The sequence below is a fragment of the Neobacillus sp. K501 genome (genome assembly GCF_053749995.1).
Genome location: NZ_JBSLYA010000001.1, coordinates 422,501 through 442,542 on the forward strand (window position 1 = coordinate 422,501; position 20,042 = coordinate 442,542).

Genomic DNA, 20,042 nt, shown 5'->3' on the forward strand with positions numbered 1-20,042 from the left:
TTACATCAAAATAAATGGGTTTACATCAATCGATACAAGTAAGCCGCTTTTCGTATCTGATTGATATTGGTCCAGAATGGTTTTCAATGTTTTAAAAAGCTCAGGTTCCCGTTTATATTTTATTAAACATTGATAGCGATAGCGATTATTCACTCTTGGTACCGGTGAAGCCGCAGGTCCAAGAACAACGGCATGGTTTGAAATTCGAGAACGAATAAACGAGACAATCTTTTCCGTTTCCGAAACAACCTTAACTAATTGTTCATGACTTATAGTAATCAAGGTTAAATAGTAGAACGGCGGATAGTGATGCATTTTTCGAACCATCATTTCTTTTTGATAAAAGCGATCATAATCCTGTGTTCCAGCCAATTCTATACTGTAATGCTCAGGTGTATACGTTTGAATAATTACCTCACCAGGTAATTCGTGACGCCCAGCCCTGCCACTAACCTGCGTTAACAACTGAAAGGTTTTTTCAGACGATCGAAAATCTGGTAAATGGAGCATCGTATCGGCAGAAAGAACACCTACAAGGGTGATATTAGGAAAATCCAGGCCTTTTGCAATCATTTGTGTCCCAAGGAGGATATCCGCTTTTCCATCCTGAAAGTCCTTTAAAAGACTTTCATGTGCTCCTTTTCTTCCAGTAGTGTCAACATCCATTCGAATGACTCTTGCTTCTGGAAGAATCTTCGCTAACTCCTCCTCTACCTTCTGCGTACCAGTCCCAAAATAGCGAATATGCTCGCTGGAGCATTCTGGACAGACTAGCGGGACGCGGCTTTCGAAGCCGCAGTAATGACACTTCATTTGTTCATTCACGCGATGATAGGTTAAAGAAATATCGCAATTTGGACAATTCATCACGTATCCACAGTCCCTGCACATGACAAATGAGGAGTGGCCACGCTTATTTAAAAATAAGACTGCTTGTTCATTCCGCTCCATTCGCTGTTTTAGCATTTCAAATAGCTTAGTAGAAAACATGGAGCGATTGCCAGCACGAAGCTCCTCACGCATATCAATTATTTCTACTGTGGGTAGCCCTTTTTGGTTCATCCTGTTTGGCAGGTTTAAGAGCTGATAAACCCCTTTTTGCGCCCTCGCAAAGGATTCTAACGATGGGGTAGCACTGCCAAGGACAACTGGACAATCATAATTCTTTGCTCGTTCAATCGCAACATCCCTGGCGTGGTACCTGGGCATTTCTTCTTGTTTATAGCTCGTTTCATGTTCTTCATCGATAATAATAATCCCTAGATTTTCAAACGGTGCAAAAATAGCCGACCGAGCACCAACCACTACTTTTACCTCTTTGCGCTGAATTTTACGCCATTCATCATATTTTTCACCTGCTGATAAACCGCTGTGTAAAACAGCAACTAAATTACCAAATCGACCTTTGAAGCGATTAACCATTTGTGGAGTCAAGGCGATTTCGGGTACAAGTACGATTGCTTCCCTTCCCTTTTCAAGACAATCTTGAATGGATTGGAGGTAAATCTCTGTTTTTCCGCTGCCAGTTACCCCATAGAGAAGAAATACTTCATGTTTTTTATTTTCAATCGTTTCAAGAATTGGTCCAATTGCTGATTGCTGATCAACTGTTAATCGAAGCGGCTCTGTCCGTTCAAACGTGCGATGTTCATAAGGGTCACGGTAAACTTCCATTTCTTGCTCCATTAGCAATTGCTTCTCAATGAGCGCTTTCACTGTCGTCGAGGAAATCTTTAATTCACTGATGATCTTCCTCAATTCAACTGGTTCATAATGCTTGATAAAAAATTCTAATAATACTTTTTGTTTTTCTGCTTTTTGCGGCAATTGGTGTGCAGCCTCTATTAATTCAGGGATTGAGACAATCGGGCTAACAAACTTCAATTGTTTTTTCTTAATTTTTCCCTTTACATTATAGGTAACCTCAAGATGGCCCTTATACGCCTCCCTTTGAAGCACCGGAACGATGCCTAGCTTAATAGCCTCATCCCAGTGAATCATTCCCTCATGGTGAAAAATCTCCTGGAGTTTATCAGGTAATGCTGTTATTTGGACATCTGCAGCAAGCTTAACTGTCTTTTCGTATTTGGCTTTTAATGCTGCAGGAAGCATGACCTGAAAAGCAGAGATCTTAAAACACAGCGTATGATCTGTCAGCCATTCCCCGAGTGCTAATAATTCCGGATTAAGGATTGGCTCAAGATCCATTGGCTCACTGATTTCACGAAGCTTTAAAAAATCTGATTCAGACTTAATATCAATGACAAATCCCTGAACTTTTCTTGGGCCAAACGGTACAATGACTCTCATCCCCGGCTGAATCGTCTCAACCCAATCATCAGGTATAAGATAATCAAACGTCCTATCCGTTTGTTTCGCGGGAACATCCACGATGACACTAGCAATTCCCATTTTTATTCAATTCCTTCACTATCTCAGCGGTCTCCTCTATAATTCGTTCGGCCGTCTCCTTTTTCGATAGCAATGGCAGCGACATTTTGCCACCTTGCCGTTTATAGAGCGTAACTATATTTGTATCTGTACCGAATCCCGCTCCTTCAGCCTTTACATTATTGGCAACAATCATATCAGCATTTTTTGCATGTAGTTTTTTCAATGCATATTCTTCTACATTGTCTGTTTCCGCCGCGAAACCCACAAGGACTTGGTTCGTTTTCATACTCCCAAGCTCAAATAATATATCTTTTGTTCTTTCTAACTCAATTGTTTTGTCTCCTGGTTGCTTTTTCATTTTATGGTCATAGGAAATTTTTGGCCGGTAATCAGCAACAGCAGCTGTTTTAATCACAATGTCAACAGCGTCATAGCGGTTCATCACTGCCTGATACATCTCTTCTGCACTCTCAACCTTTATTAGGTCAACTCCAGCTGGAGCCGGAAGATTTACTGGTCCTGACACTAACACAACCTTCGCCCCTGCACTCTTCGCCGCTTCTGCTAAGGCATACCCCATTTTCCCAGTAGAGTGATTGGAAATAAACCGGACAGGATCAATTTTCTCTCTTGTCGGACCGGCGGTAATTAAAACGGTCTTTCCTTTCAATTTCAATGAACTTTTTGATAAAAAGTACCGCTTCAATAGTTCAACAATCTTTTCAGGCTCTTCCAATCGGCCCTTGCCAACATAGCCGCAGGCTAAATAACCTTCACTCGGTTCAATAAACTGATATCCGTAGTCAGCTAAAGTAGCTATATTTTTTTTCACTGCTGGATGGTCATACATATGTACATTCATAGCGGGAGCAATCCAAACAGGTGCTGTTGCCGCTAATAAGGTGGTCGTAATCATATTATCGCCAATCCCATTGGCAAGCTTTGCAATTGTATTAGCTGTCGCAGGTGCAACAAGTATTAAATCTGCCCAGTCAGCCAGATCAATGTGGGCAATCACACTTGGATTCTTTTCTTCAAAAGTATCAGTATAGACTTCATTGCGGGATAAAGCCTGAAAGGTTAATGGGGAAACAAATTTGGCAGCCGAGTCACTGAGTATGACTTTTACCTCTGCACCTGATTGAACAAGTTTACTCGTTAAAGCGGCTGCTTTATATACAGCAATTCCTCCTGTTACACATAATAAGATTTTTTTATTCATTGTCTAAAACCCCCACATCTTTTCCAAATACTCTTTCCTATTATTATGCTAGAATGATGATGATTTTTCATCTATTTCACCCATTTTTCTACAATTTTTGCAATAAAAATAAAAAGTCTGACATTTAATTTCTGTCAGACCTTTCTTGTTTTTGTCTTTGGCTTGTTGGAATCCGTTATTCAGTCACTGAGTCAGCTTTTTTGGCAACACGATAAGTAAGGTCGCCGCTGTAGATTTCCTCTAGCGCTTTTCCTACATATTTATATGAAACATATTTTGGCAATCTTTCATCATGTGCTTGCTGCATAGCACGGGCACGCTTTGCTGCCACTGATACTAAAGAATACTTTGAATCAATTTTATTTAATAACGAATCAATAGAAGGATATAACATTCTATTCTACCTCCAGCAATTTTTTATAACGATGTTCTACTCGTTCTCTTCGGCAATGTTCCGCGACAACGATCGCTTTCACTCGTTCACACGCCAACTCAACTTGGTCATTTTCGACGACATAGTCGTATAATTCCATCATTTCAATTTCTTCACGGGCCGATAACAGGCGGTTGTTTATTAACTCTTCCGTTTCTGTACCCCTTGTCACAATCCGATTCTTTAATTCAGAGAGGCTTGGAGGCATTAAGAAGATAAACAGCCCGTCTGGGAACTTTTCACGTACCTGACGTGCACCTTTTACTTCAATTTCTAAAAAAACATCTTTTCCAGCATCCAGAGTTTCTCGAACATAATCAACGGGTGTTCCATAATAATTACCAACAAATTCAGCATACTCTAATAATTTGTCTTGTTCGATTAATTCTTCAAACTGTTCCCTTGTCTTAAAAAAATAATCAACCCCGTCCACTTCACCAGGACGAGGAGAACGGGTTGTCATGGAAATCGAATATTCAAACGCAGTATCAGGATGAGAAAAAATTTCCTTTCTCACCGTCCCCTTTCCAACACCTGATGGGCCAGAAAGAACTATTAGCAATCCTTTTTCTTGCATCTAAAAAATCCTACCCTTCATCAATAATTTCATCACGGTCCACTAAACGATGGGCAACTGTTTCAGGCTGTACAGCCGAAAGAATCACATGGTCACTATCCATAACGATAACTGCACGTGTCCGTCTTCCGTATGTAGCATCAATTAATGATCCCCGATCTCGAGCATCTTGGATAATCCTTTTTATAGGAGCAGATTCAGGGCTAACGATGGAAATAATCCGATTGGCAGATACGATATTTCCAAATCCTATATTAATCAACTTAATCGACATGACTATCATCCAATCATTAATAATATATTTTGACCGAGTCAAACATTTTCTAAACAACTGCTATTCAATATTTTGAACTTGTTCTTTCAGCTTCTCAAGTAAACTTTTAATGTCGACAACCTTTTTGGCAATCTTCGAATCATTTGCTTTTGACCCAATCGTATTCGCTTCTCTATTCATTTCTTGAACAAGGAAATCAAGCTTTCTGCCAATTGGTTCATTTTCATTTAAAGTTTTCATAAACTGCTGAATATGACTTAACAGCCTCGTCAATTCTTCATTAATATCTACTTTGTCTGCAAAAACAGCCACTTCTGTTACAATTCTTGTTTCATCGATTTGTCCTTGAATAAATTCTTGCATTCTCTTCGTTAATCGCTCTTTATAAGCGGTAACCACTAGTGGAGCAAGTTCCTTCAGATCCATGATGATTGAATCCAGCTGTGATAAGGAGGTGAGTAAATCTTTTTTTAACTCATCTCCCTCAGCTATCCTCATCTGTTTTAACTGCAGAACCGCTTCTTCCGTGGCAGATAAAACTAGATTCTCAAGCTCTTCATTGCCAACTTCATTTTCTTCAATATGTATAAGTTCATTGCGGTTAAGTAAATCATGAAGGGTTATTTTTGTATCAATACCATATTTCTCACGAGCTTGATTGATAAATTTGTAATATTCATCAATCAATTTCCAATCAACAAGGACTTTACGAGATACTGCCCCTTCCCCGTCAATTGTCACATATACTTCCACTCTGCCACGCCTAAGCTGTTGATTCAATTTTTTCTTCATTTTATCTTCAATCTTTAATAATTGTCTAGGCATCCGAATATTGATCTCACAAAAACGATGGTTGACCGTTTTTACTTCGACATTTACAGAAAAAGCGGCAGATTCTAATTTACTTCTTCCAAAGCCCGTCATACTAATAACCATCATTTGCACTTCCAATCTACGATTCAGTGATCGGTCCAACTAACAAAAGGTAATAGAGTTTGTTCTCTACTACCTTTTGGATTATAACATACTTTATTTTGTTTTTCTTAACAAAAATGATCCAGCTAGTAAAAAAGTTGGAACAGATGAAAGACCTAGAATTAACAGCCAATCACTGAATAAAATTGGCAGAGTATGGAATATCGGCTGTAATGGCGGGTAGTAAATCACAACAAGCATTAATGCGAGTGACGAGATAACCGACCATACTAAGTAGGGATTCCCAAATGGATTTCTTGATAAGACAGATTTTTCACTGCGGCAATCAAAAACATGGATTAACTGTGCCATAACCAATGTAGCAAAGGCAATGGTCTGTGCGTACTGCAGATTATCAGCATTTTTATCATAAATAATCATAAATGCCAGCAAGGTTACAACCCCAATGAGAAAACCACGAGAGATCACCTTCCAGCCTAACCCTCGAGCAAACACGCCTTCATTTGGACTACGCGGCTTCCGCTTCATCACATCCTCTTCAGGGCGGTCTAGCCCAAGTGCCATTGCCGGGAGCCCGTCTGTAACAAGATTCACCCACAGGATTTGAATCGGAACGAGGGGCAATGGTAACCCCAATAACATCGCGAACAACATCACTAAGATTTCTCCAACATTGGAAGCAAGTAAATAACGGACAAATTTACGAATATTTTCATATATGTTCCTGCCCTCTTCAATAGCTGCTTTGATTGTGGCAAAATTATCATCCAATAATACAAGTGCAGATGCCTCTTTCGCTACATCTGTACCGGTAATTCCCATTGCCACACCAATATCTGCCGCTTTTATCGCAGGAGCATCGTTTACACCGTCACCTGTCATCGCAACAATATGACCTCTATTTTGTAATGCATTTACTATTTTAAGTTTATGCTCTGGTGAAACCCTGGCAAAAACAGAGACATCCTCCACCACTTCTTCAAGTTCATCCACCGACATCCCCGATAAAGCATTCCCATCAAGGATTTTACTTTTCCGCGTCAATATTCCTAGTTCAGCGGCTATTGCTTTTGCGGTAATAACATGATCACCGGTAATCATCACCGTTTTAATCCCGGCTGCATTACATTCTTTTACGGCTGCCTTTACCTCTGGCCTTGGTGGGTCAATCATACCTTGGACACCAATGAAGGTTAGATTTTTCTCCGCTTCTTGTTCACTTAAAATGATTGTATTTGCCTGCACAGGTTTAAAAGCAATTGCAATCGTTCTTAGCGCCTTTGAGGCTAGATTATTTATGGCATCCTGGACGCCATTTTGCATCTCTGTTCCAAGAAATTGTGACCTGCTTCCCCATAGAATCGATTCACATTTACCTAAAATGACATCGGGTGCTCCCTTTGTCACGATAAAGTGTCTTCCTTGTTTGTCCTTTACATGCATACTCATCATTTTTCTTGCTGAATCAAATGGGAATTCTTTAAGAATCGTAAATTCAGCTAACAGGTCTGAGCGTTGAAAACCTGCTTTCATAGCACTTACAAGGAGCGCGCCTTCTGTTGGATCACCATCTAGGTAATAGTCATCGTCTTTCATGACCAATTCTGAATGGTTACAAATCATTCCAAAAATGAGCATTTGCTGTAATGCCTTTTCATCTTTTGGGTGAACACGTGTTTTGTTGCGGTAAAATCCCCCCTGCGGCTGGTAGCCTACTCCATCAACAGTCCACGTATTTCCACCGCTCCACAGATGGGTAACGGTCATTTTATTTTGTGTCATCGTACCCGTTTTATCTGAACAAATGACGGAAGCACAGCCTAGCGTTTCTACTGCAGGAAGTTTTCGAACAATCGCATTTCGTTTTATCATCTTTTGAACGCCGAGGGATAAGGCAACCGTAACAATAGCTGGGAGGCCTTCAGGAATCGCCGCTACTGCCAGTGAAACCCCTGCTAAAAACATCGTATACAGCTCATGTCCTTGAATAACCCCTATCGCGACAACAAGAACGGTTAAAAATAAAGCAACGGTAATTAATATTTTCCCTAATTGCTCTAAGCGCCGCTGCAATGGGGTATCCTGTGTTTCCGCCTTTTGCAGCAAATCAGCAATTTGCCCCATTGCCGTTTTCATCCCTGTGCCGATGACAACACCTACCCCGCTTCCCCTCGTAATCATTGTCCCCATGAAGGCAATGTTCTCCATATCTCCAATACCAGGATTCACTGTTTTTAAGCTGTCTGTATGCTTTGAAACGGGGACAGATTCACCCGTTAGAGCGGATTCCTCAATTTCTAAGCTCCGTGATTCTATGACTCGGACATCTGCACCAATCCGATCGCCACTTGAAAATTTAATAATATCCCCAGGAACTATTTCTTTTGATGGAACTTTCAACCACTGACCATCCCGAAGGACCGATACTTGCGGGGCTGATAATTCCTTTAGTGCCTGAAGGGATTTTTCTGCTTTCCGTTCCTGGAAGAATCCAAGAAAACCATTAATAATAACGATGGCGATAATCGCAATCGCATCAATATACTCACCAAGGAGACCAGATATCAGTGTAGCCGCAAGTAGTACCAAAACCATAAAATCCTTAAATTGACTAAAAAATAAGAGTAAAGCCGATTGCTTTTCTCCTTCTTCCAATTCATTATACCCGTGCTGGGCTATCCGCTTTTTAACAGCATCCGGTGATAACCCTGATGAAAAGTCGGTATCTAGAACCTTTTCTACCTGTTTGATCTCCATCTCATGGAATTTCATCCGACCATCTCACTTCCCCCTTTTATCATTCAGACTAGCTCTAAAGAATGTTTATTCAGACTCGTCCAAAAAAATGCTAGGATATTCGAGGAAGGTTTAAGGTAAAATGAGACAGAATTTTATTTTGTAGGATATAATTATTTTATATTGAAGAAGTAAAGGATGTTTTCCATGTCATTTGATGGTTTATTTACAAAAGCAATGGCCGATGAACTTTCACGTTCCTTAAAGGGCGGAAGAATTAATAAAGTCCATCAGCCATATAAAAATGAGGTAATCTTAACGATTCGAGCAAACGGAGCAAATCAAAAGCTGCTTTTGTCAGCCCATCCAAGTTACGCAAGGGTTCAGCTGACAAACGAAGCATACGATAATCCAAGTGAACCGCCAATGTTCTGTATGCTCCTCCGTAAGCATATTGAAGGATATATTTTAGAAGATATCTATCAAGTTGATAATGATCGGATGATTATTTTTGAGATCAAAGGCCGAAATGAAATCGGTGATATTAGCTATAAACAATTGATCATTGAAATAATGGGCAGACACAGTAATATTGTCTTAGTCGATAAAACGAGAAACATGATTCTTGATAGTATTAAGCATGTTTCCTTTGCCATTAACAGTCACAGAGCTGTGCTCCCAGGACAGCCTTACGTCGCACCTCCAGAGCAAAACAAAGCCAATCCATTTTTAGCAACGGAAGAGGATGTTTTACGAAAGGTTGATTTCAATAGTGGAAAACTAGACCGCCAACTTGTCGAACAATTTTCTGGAACATCACCATTATTTGCAAAAGAAGTTATTTTTCAAAGCGGTTTAGCCAATCGAACAACATTACCGAGTACATTTATTTCACTAATGAAAAGAGTTGGAAGAGGTGATATTACCCCTTCCATCATCGATGCTGATGGCAAAGAATTCTTCTATTTATTTCCTCTTGAGCATTTAAAAGGACATGCTAAAACCTTTGAGAACTTAAGCGTAATGCTCGACCGTTATTATTTTGGCAAGGCAGAACGTGACCGGGTAAAACAGCAGGGTAATGATATTGAGCGGTTGATTATCAATGAAAAGGAAAAAAACGAAAAGAAGATTGAAAAATTACAAGTGACATTAAAGGAAGCAGCGAGAGCAGAGCAATTCCAACGCTACGGTGAACTGTTAACGGCAAACCTTTATGCAGCCAAAAAGGGTATGACAGAGATCGAGGTCCTTGATTATTATGATGAATTAGGTGCTACCATTGTGATTACACTTGATCCGCGTAGGAATCCCGCAGAAAATGCACAAAAATATTTTGCACGATACCAAAAAGCTAAAAATGCATTAACCATTGTTGAAGAACAAATACAAATAGCTCGGGCTGAAGCGGATTACTTTGAAAATTTACAACAGCAGATTCATACAGCCTCACCGAAGGATATTCAGGAAATTCGTGAGGAGCTCGTCGAAGGCGGTTATATTCGCGATCGTCAAAAACGAAATAGCAAAAAAATAAATAACGCGAAGCCAGTCCTTGACCATTATCAATCTTCCGATGGTGTGGAAATTATCGTTGGAAAAAATAACAAACAAAATGATTATTTAACGAATAAGCTTGCGGCTAGGGATGAAATTTGGCTTCATACGAAGGACATACCTGGTTCACATGTTGTGATTCGAAGTAAAGAGCCATCAGATATGACGATACATGAGGCAGCGAGTTTAGCAGCTTATTACAGCAAAGCTCGAAATTCAAGCTCTGTGCCAGTTGACTACACTAGAGTCCGTTTTGTTAAGAAGCCAAGTGGTGCAAAGCCAGGATTCGTGATTTATGACAATCAGCAAACGGTTTACGTTACACCGGATGAAGAAATCGTTCTTAAATTGAAAAAAAATTGAAATGGCCCCGGATTTCCGGGGCTTTTTCATTAATTATTATATCGGTTACTCCATTCAGCCGGATCTTTGCTCCATGACATTAAGCTTTCTTCATCATTTTGACTAATCGAACCTTTTTCAATCGCTACTTCAACCAATGCAGCAAAATCAGTCAGTGATTCACTGTTAATTTCTTCCTGTAAAAAGGCCATTTTCCCTTTTTCAAGGCCGTATGTAAATATGGATACGACGCCAAGTACTTCACAACCTGCATCTCGTAATGCTTGAACAGCCGTAATGACACTGCCGCCAGTCGATATTAAGTCTTCAACAACGACCACTTTTTGACCTTCTTCTACCTTACCTTCAATCTGATTACCTTTTCCATGCCCTTTGGCTTTCGAGCGGACATAGCACATTGGCAGGTCCATCCGTTCGCTGACCCATGCAGCATGGGGAATACCAGCAGTTGCAGTCCCTGCGATGACTTCTGCATTTGGATAGTTTTCTAGAATTAATTTTTGCAGCCCTACGGCAATCTCTCTTCTAACAGTAGGAAAGGATAATGTTAAGCGATTATCACAATAAATCGGGGAACGAAGTCCGGAGGTCCAAGTAAATGGATTATTGGGTTTTAATGCTACCGCATTGATGTCTAATAATCTTTCTGCAATTGTGTGTTTCATTAAATATCTCCCTTCCATGTCTTTATCCATTGTTGATAACTTTTAACAGGGTCAGCCGATCTTGTAATGGAGCGTCCTACCACGATCGCACTTACACCTGCACTTTGAGCAAATTGTGGTGTAGCTACACGTTTTTGATCACCAACAGCATCCGTTTCCATCCGGATTCCAGGCGTTACCGTTAAAAACGAATCACTTGTAAGATCGCGTATCGCTGAGGCTTCCCAAGCAGAACAAACGACTCCATCAAGACCAGCTTCCTTTGTCAGTCCAGCGTAATGCAAAACCGAATCCGTCAATGAAACTGGGATAAGCTGATCATTTTGCATTTGTGCTTCCGATGTACTTGTTAATTGTGTGACTGCGATACAGTTTGGGCGCCTTTGCCCCGCAGTCGTCCCTGCTTCTAAACCTTCAAGGGCAGCCATCATCATCTCTTTTCCTCCAGCTGCATGGACATTGACAAGATCACACTGAAGACCAGCGAGCCTAATCATCGCACTTTTCACGGTGTTAGGAATATCATGAAGTTTTAGGTCTAGGAAAATTTGATGTCCTCTATCCTTCAATTTTGTGACAATAGATGGGCCTTCCTGGTAAAAAAGCTCCATCCCTACTTTTACAAAAAGCTTTTCTTCATCAAAAGGGGCTAGAAATTTTTCTACTTCGTTCCCGTTGGCAAAATCAAGCGCGATGATGAGTGATTTTTTCATTTTTCTTCCAGCTCCTTCCCGTACATTCACTAATATGGTCATAGCCTAATTTGTCCATCAACGAGGGTAATCCATCAATAATACTTGGACAGATGAACGGATCAACAAAATTTGCTGTACCGACTGCTACTGCGCTTGCACCAGCGTAAAAGAATTCAATTACATCCTCAGCCGATTGAATTCCACCCATCCCGATAATCGGAATATTAACATTCTGACTTACTTCATAAATCATTCGAATTGCAACAGGCTTAACTGCAGGACCCGATAAACCACCAGTACCATTGGCGAGAATTGGCTTACCAGTTTTTAGATCGAGTCGCATCCCAACGAGTGTGTTAATCATTGTCAGCCCGTCTGCTCCACCAGCTTCTACAGCCTTAGCCATCTCTACTATATTCGTAACATTAGGAGAGAGTTTTACATAAACCGGTACCTCTGAAACTTCTTTTACCTTACGTGTCAAATTTTTAGCCACTTCCGGAATCGTACCAAAGGCAATTCCACCAGTTTTAACATTTGGGCAAGAGATATTTAATTCCAATGCATGCACATTGGGCTGTTTTGAAATTTCTTTTGCCACTACAACATAATCCTCTTCTGACGAACCCGCTACATTTGCGATAATCGGAACATCATATCCAGCCAGCCATGGCAACTCTTCACTCACCACTTTTTTAAGACCTGGGTTTTGTAAACCAATAGCATTTAACATTCCAGCGGAAGTTTCAGCTACACGTGGTGTTGGATTACCGAATCTTGGCTCAACTGTTGTTGCTTTAATCATAATCGCGCCAAGAAGACTCAAATCATAAAATTGGCTGTATTCCTTCCCGAAACCGAAGCATCCCGATGCTGGCATAATTGGATTCTTCAAGCTTAATCCCGGGATTTCAATCTTTAACCGGCTCATATAATAACCTCCCCTGCTTGGAATACTGGACCATCCGTGCAAACTTTTTTATAAGAAATTCCTTCTGGATCGTCTTTACGCTTACAAACACAGGCAAAGCAAGCACCAACTCCACAACCCATTCTCTCTTCCAGGGATAAAAATACTTTGTGATTTGGATATCCTTCTTCAATGGCTTTTAACATTGGCGTTGGACCGCAAGAAAAAATCATGTCAAAAGACAAGTGTTTCATAACATCTGTAACATAACCTTTATGCCCATGCGTCCCATCAACAGTTGTTATATAGGTTTCACCCAGTTCTAAAAATTCACGTTCATAAAACACCGCAGAGGATGTTTGGAAGCCTAGAATATGGATCACTTTAACACCTTTTGCTTTCAACTGTTTCGATAGTTCATATAAAGGTGGAACACCAATCCCACCACCGACAAGCAAGGCCGTTTCACCCTCACTTGCTTCTTCAACACGAAATCCATTTCCAAGCGGTCCAAGAATATCAAGCTCCATACTCGCTATTTTTTCCGCAAGCATTGATGTACCCTTGCCATCCCTGCGATAAATCATGGTAAATTCATGGTTTTCTTTATCATACGAAGAAATACTAATCGGTCTTCGTAAAACCGGGTCCCAATGATTTGAGACCCGAATATGAACAAATTGTCCAGGTTGCTGAATATCTTCAACGAAATCTGCTTTCACAGATAACTCGAAAATATTTTCAGCGATTTCTTTTTGGCTGGTAATTTTGCATATTTCTTTTTTGATCATGCAAACACAGCCTCCTTTGTATCTGGTACCAGCGCTTCAGTTGAAAAATTCATCGATTCAATTACTTTCAGGATTGCTTCTGTCGTATCTAGGGATGTTAAGCAAGGGACACCATTCTCAACGGCCTCACGGCGGATTCTAAAGCCGTCACTTTCTATTTGCTTCCCTTTTGTCATTGTATTGACAATGAACTGTACTTCTCCACGATGGATAACATCGAGTAAGGTGGTTCCTTCAGAACCGATTTTCCCAACAACTTTTACTGGTAGATTAGCTGATTCCATCATCGCAGCTGTTCCACTTGTCGCCATTAAACGGTAACCAATTGCCGCAAAACGTTTTGCTAGCTTAAGTGACTCTTCCTTGTCCTTATCCGCTACCGTGAACAGGACAGTTCCAAATGGCTGAATATTCATACCAGAGGCAATTAATCCTTTATATAAGGCTTTCTCTAATGTTGTATCTTTGCCCATAACCTCGCCAGTCGACTTCATTTCAGGTCCAAGTGTGATGTCGACACTTCTCAGCTTAGCAAACGAAAAGACTGGTACTTTTACAAATACTCCTTCCTTTTCAGGCACAAGTCCAGCTGCATAGCCTTGATCAGGGATCGAAACCCCTAAGATTGCTTTTGTTGCAATTTTCGCCATCGGCACATTCGTAATTTTACTTAAGAATGGCACTGTTCGGCTTGATCTTGGATTTACTTCTAAAACGTATACTTGATTATTAGAGATAACATACTGGATATTTAACAACCCAACAATATTTAGTCCTAGTGCAAGCTCTTTTGTATAATCTACTAGTTGCTGTTTAATTTCCATTGATAAAGTCTGCGGTGGGTATACAGCAATCGAATCACCGGAGTGAACTCCTGCACGTTCGATATGCTCCATTATTCCTGGGATTAAGACTGTTTCTCCATCACTAATCGCATCAACTTCTATTTCTTTTCCTGTTAGGTAACGGTCAATCAGGACTGGATGGTCTGGATTTACGCGCACAGCATTCTCCATATACCTAAGCAAATCTTCTGCCTGGTGCACAATCTCCATTGCCCGGCCTCCTAATACATAGGAAGGACGAATTAACACCGGGTAGCCAATCTCATTTGCAATTTGAACGGCTTCATCAACAGATAATGCCGTTCTTCCAAGCGGCATCGGAATACCTAACTGTTTTAATGTCATTTCAAATTTATCCCGATCTTCCGCACGATCAAGATCCTCTAGGCTAGTTCCAAGAATCTTCACACCATTGGCCTCAAGTTTTGCAGCCAGATTAATCGCTGTTTGACCGCCGAATTGAACGACCACGCCTAATGGTTTTTCCAAATCGATGATATGCATGACATCTTCTATCGTTAGCGGCTCAAAATAAAGTTTGTCTGAGATACTGAAATCAGTAGAAACCGTTTCAGGATTACTATTAATAATGATCGCTTCATAGCCTGCTTCTTTTATCGCTTTTACGGAATGCACGGTTGCATAGTCAAATTCAATTCCTTGGCCGATTCGGATTGGCCCTGATCCTAAAACAATGACACTTTCCTTAGTTGTAACGATGCTCTCATTTTCTTCTTCGTATGTGCCATAGAAGTATGGTGTTTCCGATTCGAATTCGGCAGCACATGTATCAACCATTTTATATACGGGAATTATTTGGTTTTGCTTACGGAATTGATATAATTCACTTTCTGTCATATTCCAGAGTTCCGCAACTTTTTTATCTGTAAAGCCTTTTTGTTTCGCTTCTTTAAGAATTACAGGATCTAATGGGCTGTCTGCCAGCTTTCTCTCAAGTTCTATGATTCCTTCCATCTTTTTAAGGAAGAATAAATCAATTTTGCTCCATTCGTGGATTGTTTCGATGGTAATACCGCGCTTAAAGCCCTCTGCAATATAGAAGAGGCGCTCGTCACCCGCTTTACGGATCCGCTTTTCTAACAATTCATCATCGATTTCTTCTGCCCCATTTAATTCAAAATGATAGACATTTGCTTCCAAAGAGCGAATAGCCTTTAATAATGATTCTTCAAACGTACGGCCAATCGCCATTACTTCTCCTGTCGCTTTCATTTGCGTTCCAAGCGAACGATTACCAGACTCAAATTTATCAAATGGCCAGCGCGGAATCTTCGATACGATATAATCAAGAGCAGGTTCAAAGCTTGCATACGTTCTTCCTGTAACAGGATTCATCATTTCATCAAGTGTCAGCCCAACAGCAATTTTCGCTGCAAGTTTGGCAATCGGGTAGCCTGTTGCCTTGGAAGCAAGTGCTGATGAGCGGCTTACCCGTGGATTTACTTCGATAATATAGTATTGGAAGCTATCCGGATCAAGAGCTAGCTGGACATTACATCCACCTTCAATCCCTAAAGCACGGATAATTTTCAATGATACGTTTCTCAGGAGCTGGTACTCGCGATCACTAAGTGTTTGGCTTGGCGCAACCACAATAGAATCACCTGTGTGAACACCTACCGGATCGATGTTTTCCATATTACATACAACAATGGCATTGTCATTTGCGTCACGCATTACTTCATATTCAATTTCTTTAAAGCCTGCTATACTTTTTTCTAATAAACACTGATTAACAGGGCTGTGTTTTAAACCGCTTGTAACGATCTCCACTAGTTCATCATGATTATGGCAGATACCTCCGCCTGTTCCGCCAAGCGTATACGCGGGACGGACTATAACCGGATAACCAACTATTTCAACAAAGCTTTCAGCTTCCTCTAATTGATGGATAATTTCACTTTCAGGAACTGGCTCGCCTAATTCATTCATCAACGTTCTAAATAAGTCCCGATCTTCCGCTTTCTTGATCGCAGACAGCTTTGTACCTAAGATTTCCACTCCACACTCTTCAAGCACACCGGATTCCGCTAATTGTACCGCCAAGTTTAATCCAGTTTGACCACCTAGTGTTGGCACTAGTGCATCAGGACGTTCCTTACGAATTATTCTAGAAACAAAATCTAATGTTAGTGGTTCGATATATACTGCATCTGCTATTTCTGTATCTGTCATAATCGTTGCTGGATTCGAGTTCACAAGAATGACTCTGTATCCTTCTTCTTTTAACGCGATACAAGCCTGTGTTCCTGCGTAGTCAAATTCAGCTGCCTGACCAATGATAATAGGTCCTGATCCAATCACTAAAATGGAGTTTATATCTGTACGTTTAGGCATGATGATCCCTCCTGCTTTTCTGCTTCAATCATAGTAAGAAACTGGTCAAATAAATTATTGGCATCTTCAGGTCCCGGGGATGCTTCTGGGTGATATTGGACTGTAAATGCCGGGTAATCCAAGTGTTTCAATCCTTCAACCGTTCCATCATTTAATGCAATATGAGTTACTGCTAATCTAGTATTTTCGATTGATTTCATATCCACTGTATAACCATGGTTCTGTGAAGTGATCGCTACTTTCCCCGTCGATAAGTCTTTTACAGGGTGATTAGAGCCCCTATGTCCAAACTTCATTTTTACAGTATCTGCACCGCTGGCAAGGGCGAATAATTGATGGCCAAGGCAAATTCCAAAAATCGGCACTCTTCCAATAAGCTGTTTGATTGTGTGGATTCCTTCTGGTACATCTTTTGGATCCCCAGGTCCATTTGTAAGCATGACTCCATCCGGCTTCAATTGGAGAATCTCATCTGCCGTTGAATGATACGGAACGACGACCACATCACAGCCGCGTTTATTTAATTCCCGAAGGATACCATGTTTCATTCCAAAATCTAGAACAACAATGCGTTTTCCCCGTCCCGGGCTTGGATAGGCATTTTTCGTTGAAACCTTTCTGACTTGGTCAGTTGAAAAGCGAGTCTGCTTCAGCTTGCTTAACACTTCTGCTGGATCATGTTCGATGCTGCAAATCGCACCCTTTAGTGTTCCATATTGACGAATAATTCTTGTTAATTTACGGGTATCAATCCCTGCAATCCCAGGGATTTTTTTCATTTTAAAATATTCATCGATAGTAAATTCACTTCTCCAATTGGAAGGGAAATCCGTAACTTCTTTAACAATGAAGCCTTTCACAGCAGGTGTGATTGACTCAAAATCATCACGGTTGATACCATAATTACCAATTAATGGATAGGTCAACATCACGATCTGACCACAGTAGGAAGGGTCTGAAAGAATTTCCTGGTATCCAGTCATCCCTGTGTTAAAAACAACCTCACCCATTGTGTCATTATGACCGCCAAAGCCATCTCCTACAAAAATCGTACCGTCTTCAAGAATTAGTTGAGCTTTCATACAGTAACACGTCCTTTTTCCCAAGCGATTTGTCCTGCTGCAATTGTCATTTCCGGCCAGCCTTTACATTTCCAGCCAGTGAAAGGTGTATTTTTTCCTTTCGATAAAAATTCCTCTGGGTTAATCTCACGTTCCGCTTTTAGATTCAAAAGTACGATGTCAGCCGGTGCTCCCACTTCGATTTTTCCGTATGGTAACTCAAAGGTTTCAGCTGGTTTAATCGTTAAGTAATCAAGTAATTGCTCCAATGTAATAATGTTCTTTAGTACTAAATGGGTATAAAGAAGTGGGAATGCTGTTTCCAATCCTACAATACCGAAAGGTGCCAGCAACATTCCTTCCCCTTTTTCCTCGATTGTGTGTGGCGCATGGTCAGTCGCAATAAAATCAATCGTTCCATCAAGCAAGCCTTCGATTAATGCTTGTTGATCGGCTGCTCCTCTCAGCGGCGGATTCATTTTATAATTGGTATCTAGTCCAGGAATATCATCCTCTGATAAAAGTAAATGATGTGGTGTAACTTCCGCTGTTACTTTAATTCCAGCCCTTTTCGCATCCCTTACCACTCGCACACTCTCTTTCGTGCTGATATGACAAACATGATAATGACAGCCAGCTGCTTCAGCTAACAGAACATCCCTTGCAATTTGGACAGATTCACACACGGAAGGAATTCCATTTATTTCATGCTTCTTTGAAAAAGTCCCTTCATGGACAGAACCTTTATTAATTAAGCTATTATCCTCACAATGAGCAACGATCGCTTTATTTACTTCTTTTGCTTTTCTCATCGCTGCGAGCATCATTCCTGCTTCCTGTACCCCTACCCCGTCATCCGTAAAAGCAAAGGCACCAGCACATTTTAATGCTTCAAAGTCAGTTAGTTCTTTCCCAAGCTGCCTTACTGTAATTGAGGCATAGGGTAGCACTCGAACATTAGCCGTTTCTTGGATTCGATTTTGCAGCCACTCCATTTGTTCCTTTGAATCTGGAACTGGTCTTGTGTTTGGCATTGCAGCAACGGTGGTAAATCCGCCTCGTGCGGCAGCCAATGTACCGGTTTCAATGGTTTCTTTTTTTTCCCCGCCAGGTTCCCGGAGATGAATATGTAAATCAATAAATCCAGGAGCCACTAACAATCCCTTGGCATCTACGATTCTGTCAACGCTTGCCTCTATGTTTCTATCAATTTCTGTAATCATACCGTCTTCAATTAAGATGTCTGCCTGTTTCATCTCACCATTAGAGGCTTTGTAGTTTGAGTTTTGAATAAGTATTTTCATGGTTATAACCTCCTTTTAAACTTTCAATCGCCCGTTTTAACACAGCCATTCGAACAAAAACACCATTTTCCATTTGTTTGAAAATTCTAGACCGCTCACATTCTACTAATCCATCTGCAATTTCAACATTGCGATTGACTGGAGCCGGATGCATAATAATGCTCCTCGGTTTCATTTTCTTTTCCCGATCTAAAGTGAGACCAAATTGATCATGATACTGTGCTGCTGTAAAGCTTCCTTTCTTTTGATGGCGCTCGTGCTGAACACGAAGCAGCATGACAACATCACTTTCCTCGATTGCTTGGTCAACTGGTACAAATTTAGAAGAGTTTAAACTATGTTGGTCAAACCACTCTTCAGGCCCGGAAAAAATAACGTCAGCCCCTAGTCTTGTCAGTGCATCTGCATTTGATCTTGCTACTCTGCTATGTCTGATATCACCGATAATGGCGACCTTTAATCCTGTAAAGGTTCCAAATTCTTGGTAGATGGTTAAGAGATCCAGCAGTGATTGAGTAGGATGATGTCCACATCCATCACCACCGTTAATAATTGGGATATTTACTTTTCCGACCAACTCATCAAAGTAACGGTCTTGGCCATGACGGATAACTATGGCATTGACACCGATTGCTTCTAAAGTTTTAACGGTATCGTAAAGAGTTTCACCCTTTTGAACACTTGAAGTTTGGACTTCAAAGGGAATGACACCTAAACCTAATTTTCTTTCCGCCACTTCAAAACTACATTTCGTTCTAGTGCTATTCTCAAAGAATAAGTTAGCTGAAAACATTTGATCCTCTGGGCGCCACTCTTTACCATCAGCGAACCTCTGCGCATCTTCTAAGATGTGATAAATCTCTTCCACCTTTAATTCATTCGTGGTCAATAAATGATTTAACATGCATTTCCCGCCTCTCC

The 20,042-nt window shown here is 40.7% G+C and carries 16 protein-coding genes; 1 reads left to right on the top strand and 15 read right to left on the bottom strand.

Annotation, left to right across the window (positions count from 1 at the left end):
* From priA to ACWM35_RS02065, 7 genes are all read right to left on the bottom strand, one after another.
* Window positions 1-2,412, bottom strand: a complete 2,412-nt coding sequence (gene priA, locus ACWM35_RS02035; RefSeq protein WP_454814983.1) for a primosomal protein N' — start codon at window positions 2,410-2,412, stop codon at window positions 1-3.
* The gene (coaBC, locus tag ACWM35_RS02040) at window positions 2,399-3,616 is read right to left on the bottom strand and encodes a bifunctional phosphopantothenoylcysteine decarboxylase/phosphopantothenate--cysteine ligase CoaBC (protein ID WP_454814984.1); all 1,218 of its coding nucleotides are present in this window, start codon (window positions 3,614-3,616) and stop codon (window positions 2,399-2,401) included. The genes priA and coaBC overlap by 14 nt, the downstream gene beginning before the upstream one ends.
* Window positions 3,617-3,791: 175 nt before the next feature.
* Window positions 3,792-4,010, bottom strand: coding sequence for a DNA-directed RNA polymerase subunit omega (gene rpoZ / locus ACWM35_RS02045; protein WP_454814986.1), 219 nt, complete (start codon window positions 4,008-4,010; stop codon window positions 3,792-3,794).
* A 1-nt stretch (window position 4,011) separates the two neighbouring features.
* Window positions 4,012-4,626 (bottom strand): guanylate kinase, encoded by a 615-nt coding sequence (gene gmk, locus ACWM35_RS02050; RefSeq protein ID WP_454814988.1) that lies wholly within the window; start codon window positions 4,624-4,626, stop codon window positions 4,012-4,014.
* Window positions 4,627-4,636: 10 nt separating this feature from the next.
* Window positions 4,637-4,900, bottom strand: a complete 264-nt coding sequence (remA, locus tag ACWM35_RS02055; protein ID WP_454814990.1) for an extracellular matrix/biofilm regulator RemA — start codon at window positions 4,898-4,900, stop codon at window positions 4,637-4,639.
* A 60-nt stretch (window positions 4,901-4,960) separates the two neighbouring features.
* Window positions 4,961-5,836 (bottom strand): YicC/YloC family endoribonuclease, encoded by an 876-nt coding sequence (locus tag ACWM35_RS02060; RefSeq protein WP_454814992.1) that lies wholly within the window; start codon window positions 5,834-5,836, stop codon window positions 4,961-4,963.
* 93 nt (window positions 5,837-5,929) lie between these two features.
* On the bottom strand, window positions 5,930-8,608 hold the full coding sequence (locus ACWM35_RS02065; RefSeq protein WP_454814994.1) for a calcium-translocating P-type ATPase, SERCA-type: 2,679 nt from the start codon (window positions 8,606-8,608) through the stop codon (window positions 5,930-5,932).
* Between the two features lie 171 nt (window positions 8,609-8,779).
* Here ACWM35_RS02065 and ACWM35_RS02070 point away from each other — a divergent pair, with 171 nt between their 5' ends.
* Window positions 8,780-10,492: an Rqc2 family fibronectin-binding protein gene (locus tag ACWM35_RS02070; protein WP_454814996.1), complete on the top strand. Its 1,713-nt coding sequence runs from the start codon at window positions 8,780-8,782 to the stop codon at window positions 10,490-10,492.
* Between the two features lie 29 nt (window positions 10,493-10,521).
* Here ACWM35_RS02070 and pyrE read toward each other — a convergent pair whose 3' ends face one another.
* Genes pyrE through ACWM35_RS02110 form a run of 8 tightly spaced genes read right to left on the bottom strand, consistent with a single transcriptional unit; the run spans window position 10,522 to window position 20,025 of the window.
* Window positions 10,522-11,157 (bottom strand): orotate phosphoribosyltransferase, encoded by a 636-nt coding sequence (gene pyrE, locus ACWM35_RS02075; RefSeq protein WP_454814998.1) that lies wholly within the window; start codon window positions 11,155-11,157, stop codon window positions 10,522-10,524.
* Window positions 11,157-11,870, bottom strand: a complete 714-nt coding sequence (pyrF, locus tag ACWM35_RS02080) for an orotidine-5'-phosphate decarboxylase (RefSeq protein WP_454815000.1) — start codon at window positions 11,868-11,870, stop codon at window positions 11,157-11,159. The genes pyrE and pyrF overlap by 1 nt, the downstream gene beginning before the upstream one ends.
* Entirely contained in the window at window positions 11,842-12,783 is a 942-nt protein-coding gene (locus tag ACWM35_RS02085; RefSeq protein ID WP_454815001.1) for a dihydroorotate dehydrogenase, read from the bottom strand. The genes pyrF and ACWM35_RS02085 overlap by 29 nt, the downstream gene beginning before the upstream one ends.
* Window positions 12,780-13,553 (bottom strand): dihydroorotate dehydrogenase electron transfer subunit, encoded by a 774-nt coding sequence (locus ACWM35_RS02090; RefSeq protein ID WP_454815003.1) that lies wholly within the window; start codon window positions 13,551-13,553, stop codon window positions 12,780-12,782. The genes ACWM35_RS02085 and ACWM35_RS02090 overlap by 4 nt, the downstream gene beginning before the upstream one ends.
* Window positions 13,550-16,756 (bottom strand): carbamoyl-phosphate synthase large subunit, encoded by a 3,207-nt coding sequence (gene carB, locus ACWM35_RS02095; RefSeq protein ID WP_454815005.1) that lies wholly within the window; start codon window positions 16,754-16,756, stop codon window positions 13,550-13,552. Before carB ends, ACWM35_RS02090 begins: the two co-directional genes overlap by 4 nt.
* Complete coding sequence (locus ACWM35_RS02100; RefSeq protein WP_454815007.1) at window positions 16,735-17,838, bottom strand: carbamoyl phosphate synthase small subunit; 1,104 nt, start codon at window positions 17,836-17,838, stop codon at window positions 16,735-16,737. The genes carB and ACWM35_RS02100 overlap by 22 nt, the downstream gene beginning before the upstream one ends.
* Window positions 17,835-19,121, bottom strand: coding sequence for a dihydroorotase (locus ACWM35_RS02105; RefSeq protein ID WP_454815009.1), 1,287 nt, complete (start codon window positions 19,119-19,121; stop codon window positions 17,835-17,837). Before ACWM35_RS02105 ends, ACWM35_RS02100 begins: the two co-directional genes overlap by 4 nt.
* Window positions 19,081-20,025, bottom strand: a complete 945-nt coding sequence (locus ACWM35_RS02110; protein ID WP_454815010.1) for an aspartate carbamoyltransferase catalytic subunit — start codon at window positions 20,023-20,025, stop codon at window positions 19,081-19,083. Before ACWM35_RS02110 ends, ACWM35_RS02105 begins: the two co-directional genes overlap by 41 nt.
* Window positions 20,026-20,042: the final 17 nt, after the last annotated feature.

What these genes read in the sequence shown, in the direction of transcription:
- priA (WP_454814983.1), bottom strand. Translation starts at nt 2,412, where the DNA reads ATGGGAATTGCTAGTGTCATCGTGGATGTTCCCGCGAAACAAACGGAT.
- coaBC (WP_454814984.1), bottom strand. Translation starts at nt 3,616, where the DNA reads ATGAATAAAAAAATCTTATTATGTGTAACAGGAGGAATTGCTGTATAT.
- rpoZ (WP_454814986.1), bottom strand. Translation starts at nt 4,010, where the DNA reads ATGTTATATCCTTCTATTGATTCGTTATTAAATAAAATTGATTCAAAG.
- gmk (WP_454814988.1), bottom strand. Translation starts at nt 4,626, where the DNA reads ATGCAAGAAAAAGGATTGCTAATAGTTCTTTCTGGCCCATCAGGTGTT.
- remA (WP_454814990.1), bottom strand. Translation starts at nt 4,900, where the DNA reads ATGTCGATTAAGTTGATTAATATAGGATTTGGAAATATCGTATCTGCC.
- ACWM35_RS02060 (WP_454814992.1), bottom strand. Translation starts at nt 5,836, where the DNA reads ATGGTTATTAGTATGACGGGCTTTGGAAGAAGTAAATTAGAATCTGCC.
- ACWM35_RS02065 (WP_454814994.1), bottom strand. Translation starts at nt 8,608, where the DNA reads ATGAAATTCCATGAGATGGAGATCAAACAGGTAGAAAAGGTTCTAGAT.
- ACWM35_RS02070 (WP_454814996.1), top strand. Translation starts at nt 8,780, where the DNA reads ATGTCATTTGATGGTTTATTTACAAAAGCAATGGCCGATGAACTTTCA.
- pyrE (WP_454814998.1), bottom strand. Translation starts at nt 11,157, where the DNA reads ATGAAACACACAATTGCAGAAAGATTATTAGACATCAATGCGGTAGCA.
- pyrF (WP_454815000.1), bottom strand. Translation starts at nt 11,870, where the DNA reads ATGAAAAAATCACTCATCATCGCGCTTGATTTTGCCAACGGGAACGAA.
- ACWM35_RS02085 (WP_454815001.1), bottom strand. Translation starts at nt 12,783, where the DNA reads ATGAGCCGGTTAAAGATTGAAATCCCGGGATTAAGCTTGAAGAATCCA.
- ACWM35_RS02090 (WP_454815003.1), bottom strand. Translation starts at nt 13,553, where the DNA reads ATGATCAAAAAAGAAATATGCAAAATTACCAGCCAAAAAGAAATCGCT.
- carB (WP_454815005.1), bottom strand. Translation starts at nt 16,756, where the DNA reads ATGCCTAAACGTACAGATATAAACTCCATTTTAGTGATTGGATCAGGA.
- ACWM35_RS02100 (WP_454815007.1), bottom strand. Translation starts at nt 17,838, where the DNA reads ATGAAAGCTCAACTAATTCTTGAAGACGGTACGATTTTTGTAGGAGAT.
- ACWM35_RS02105 (WP_454815009.1), bottom strand. Translation starts at nt 19,121, where the DNA reads ATGAAAATACTTATTCAAAACTCAAACTACAAAGCCTCTAATGGTGAG.
- ACWM35_RS02110 (WP_454815010.1), bottom strand. Translation starts at nt 20,025, where the DNA reads ATGTTAAATCATTTATTGACCACGAATGAATTAAAGGTGGAAGAGATT.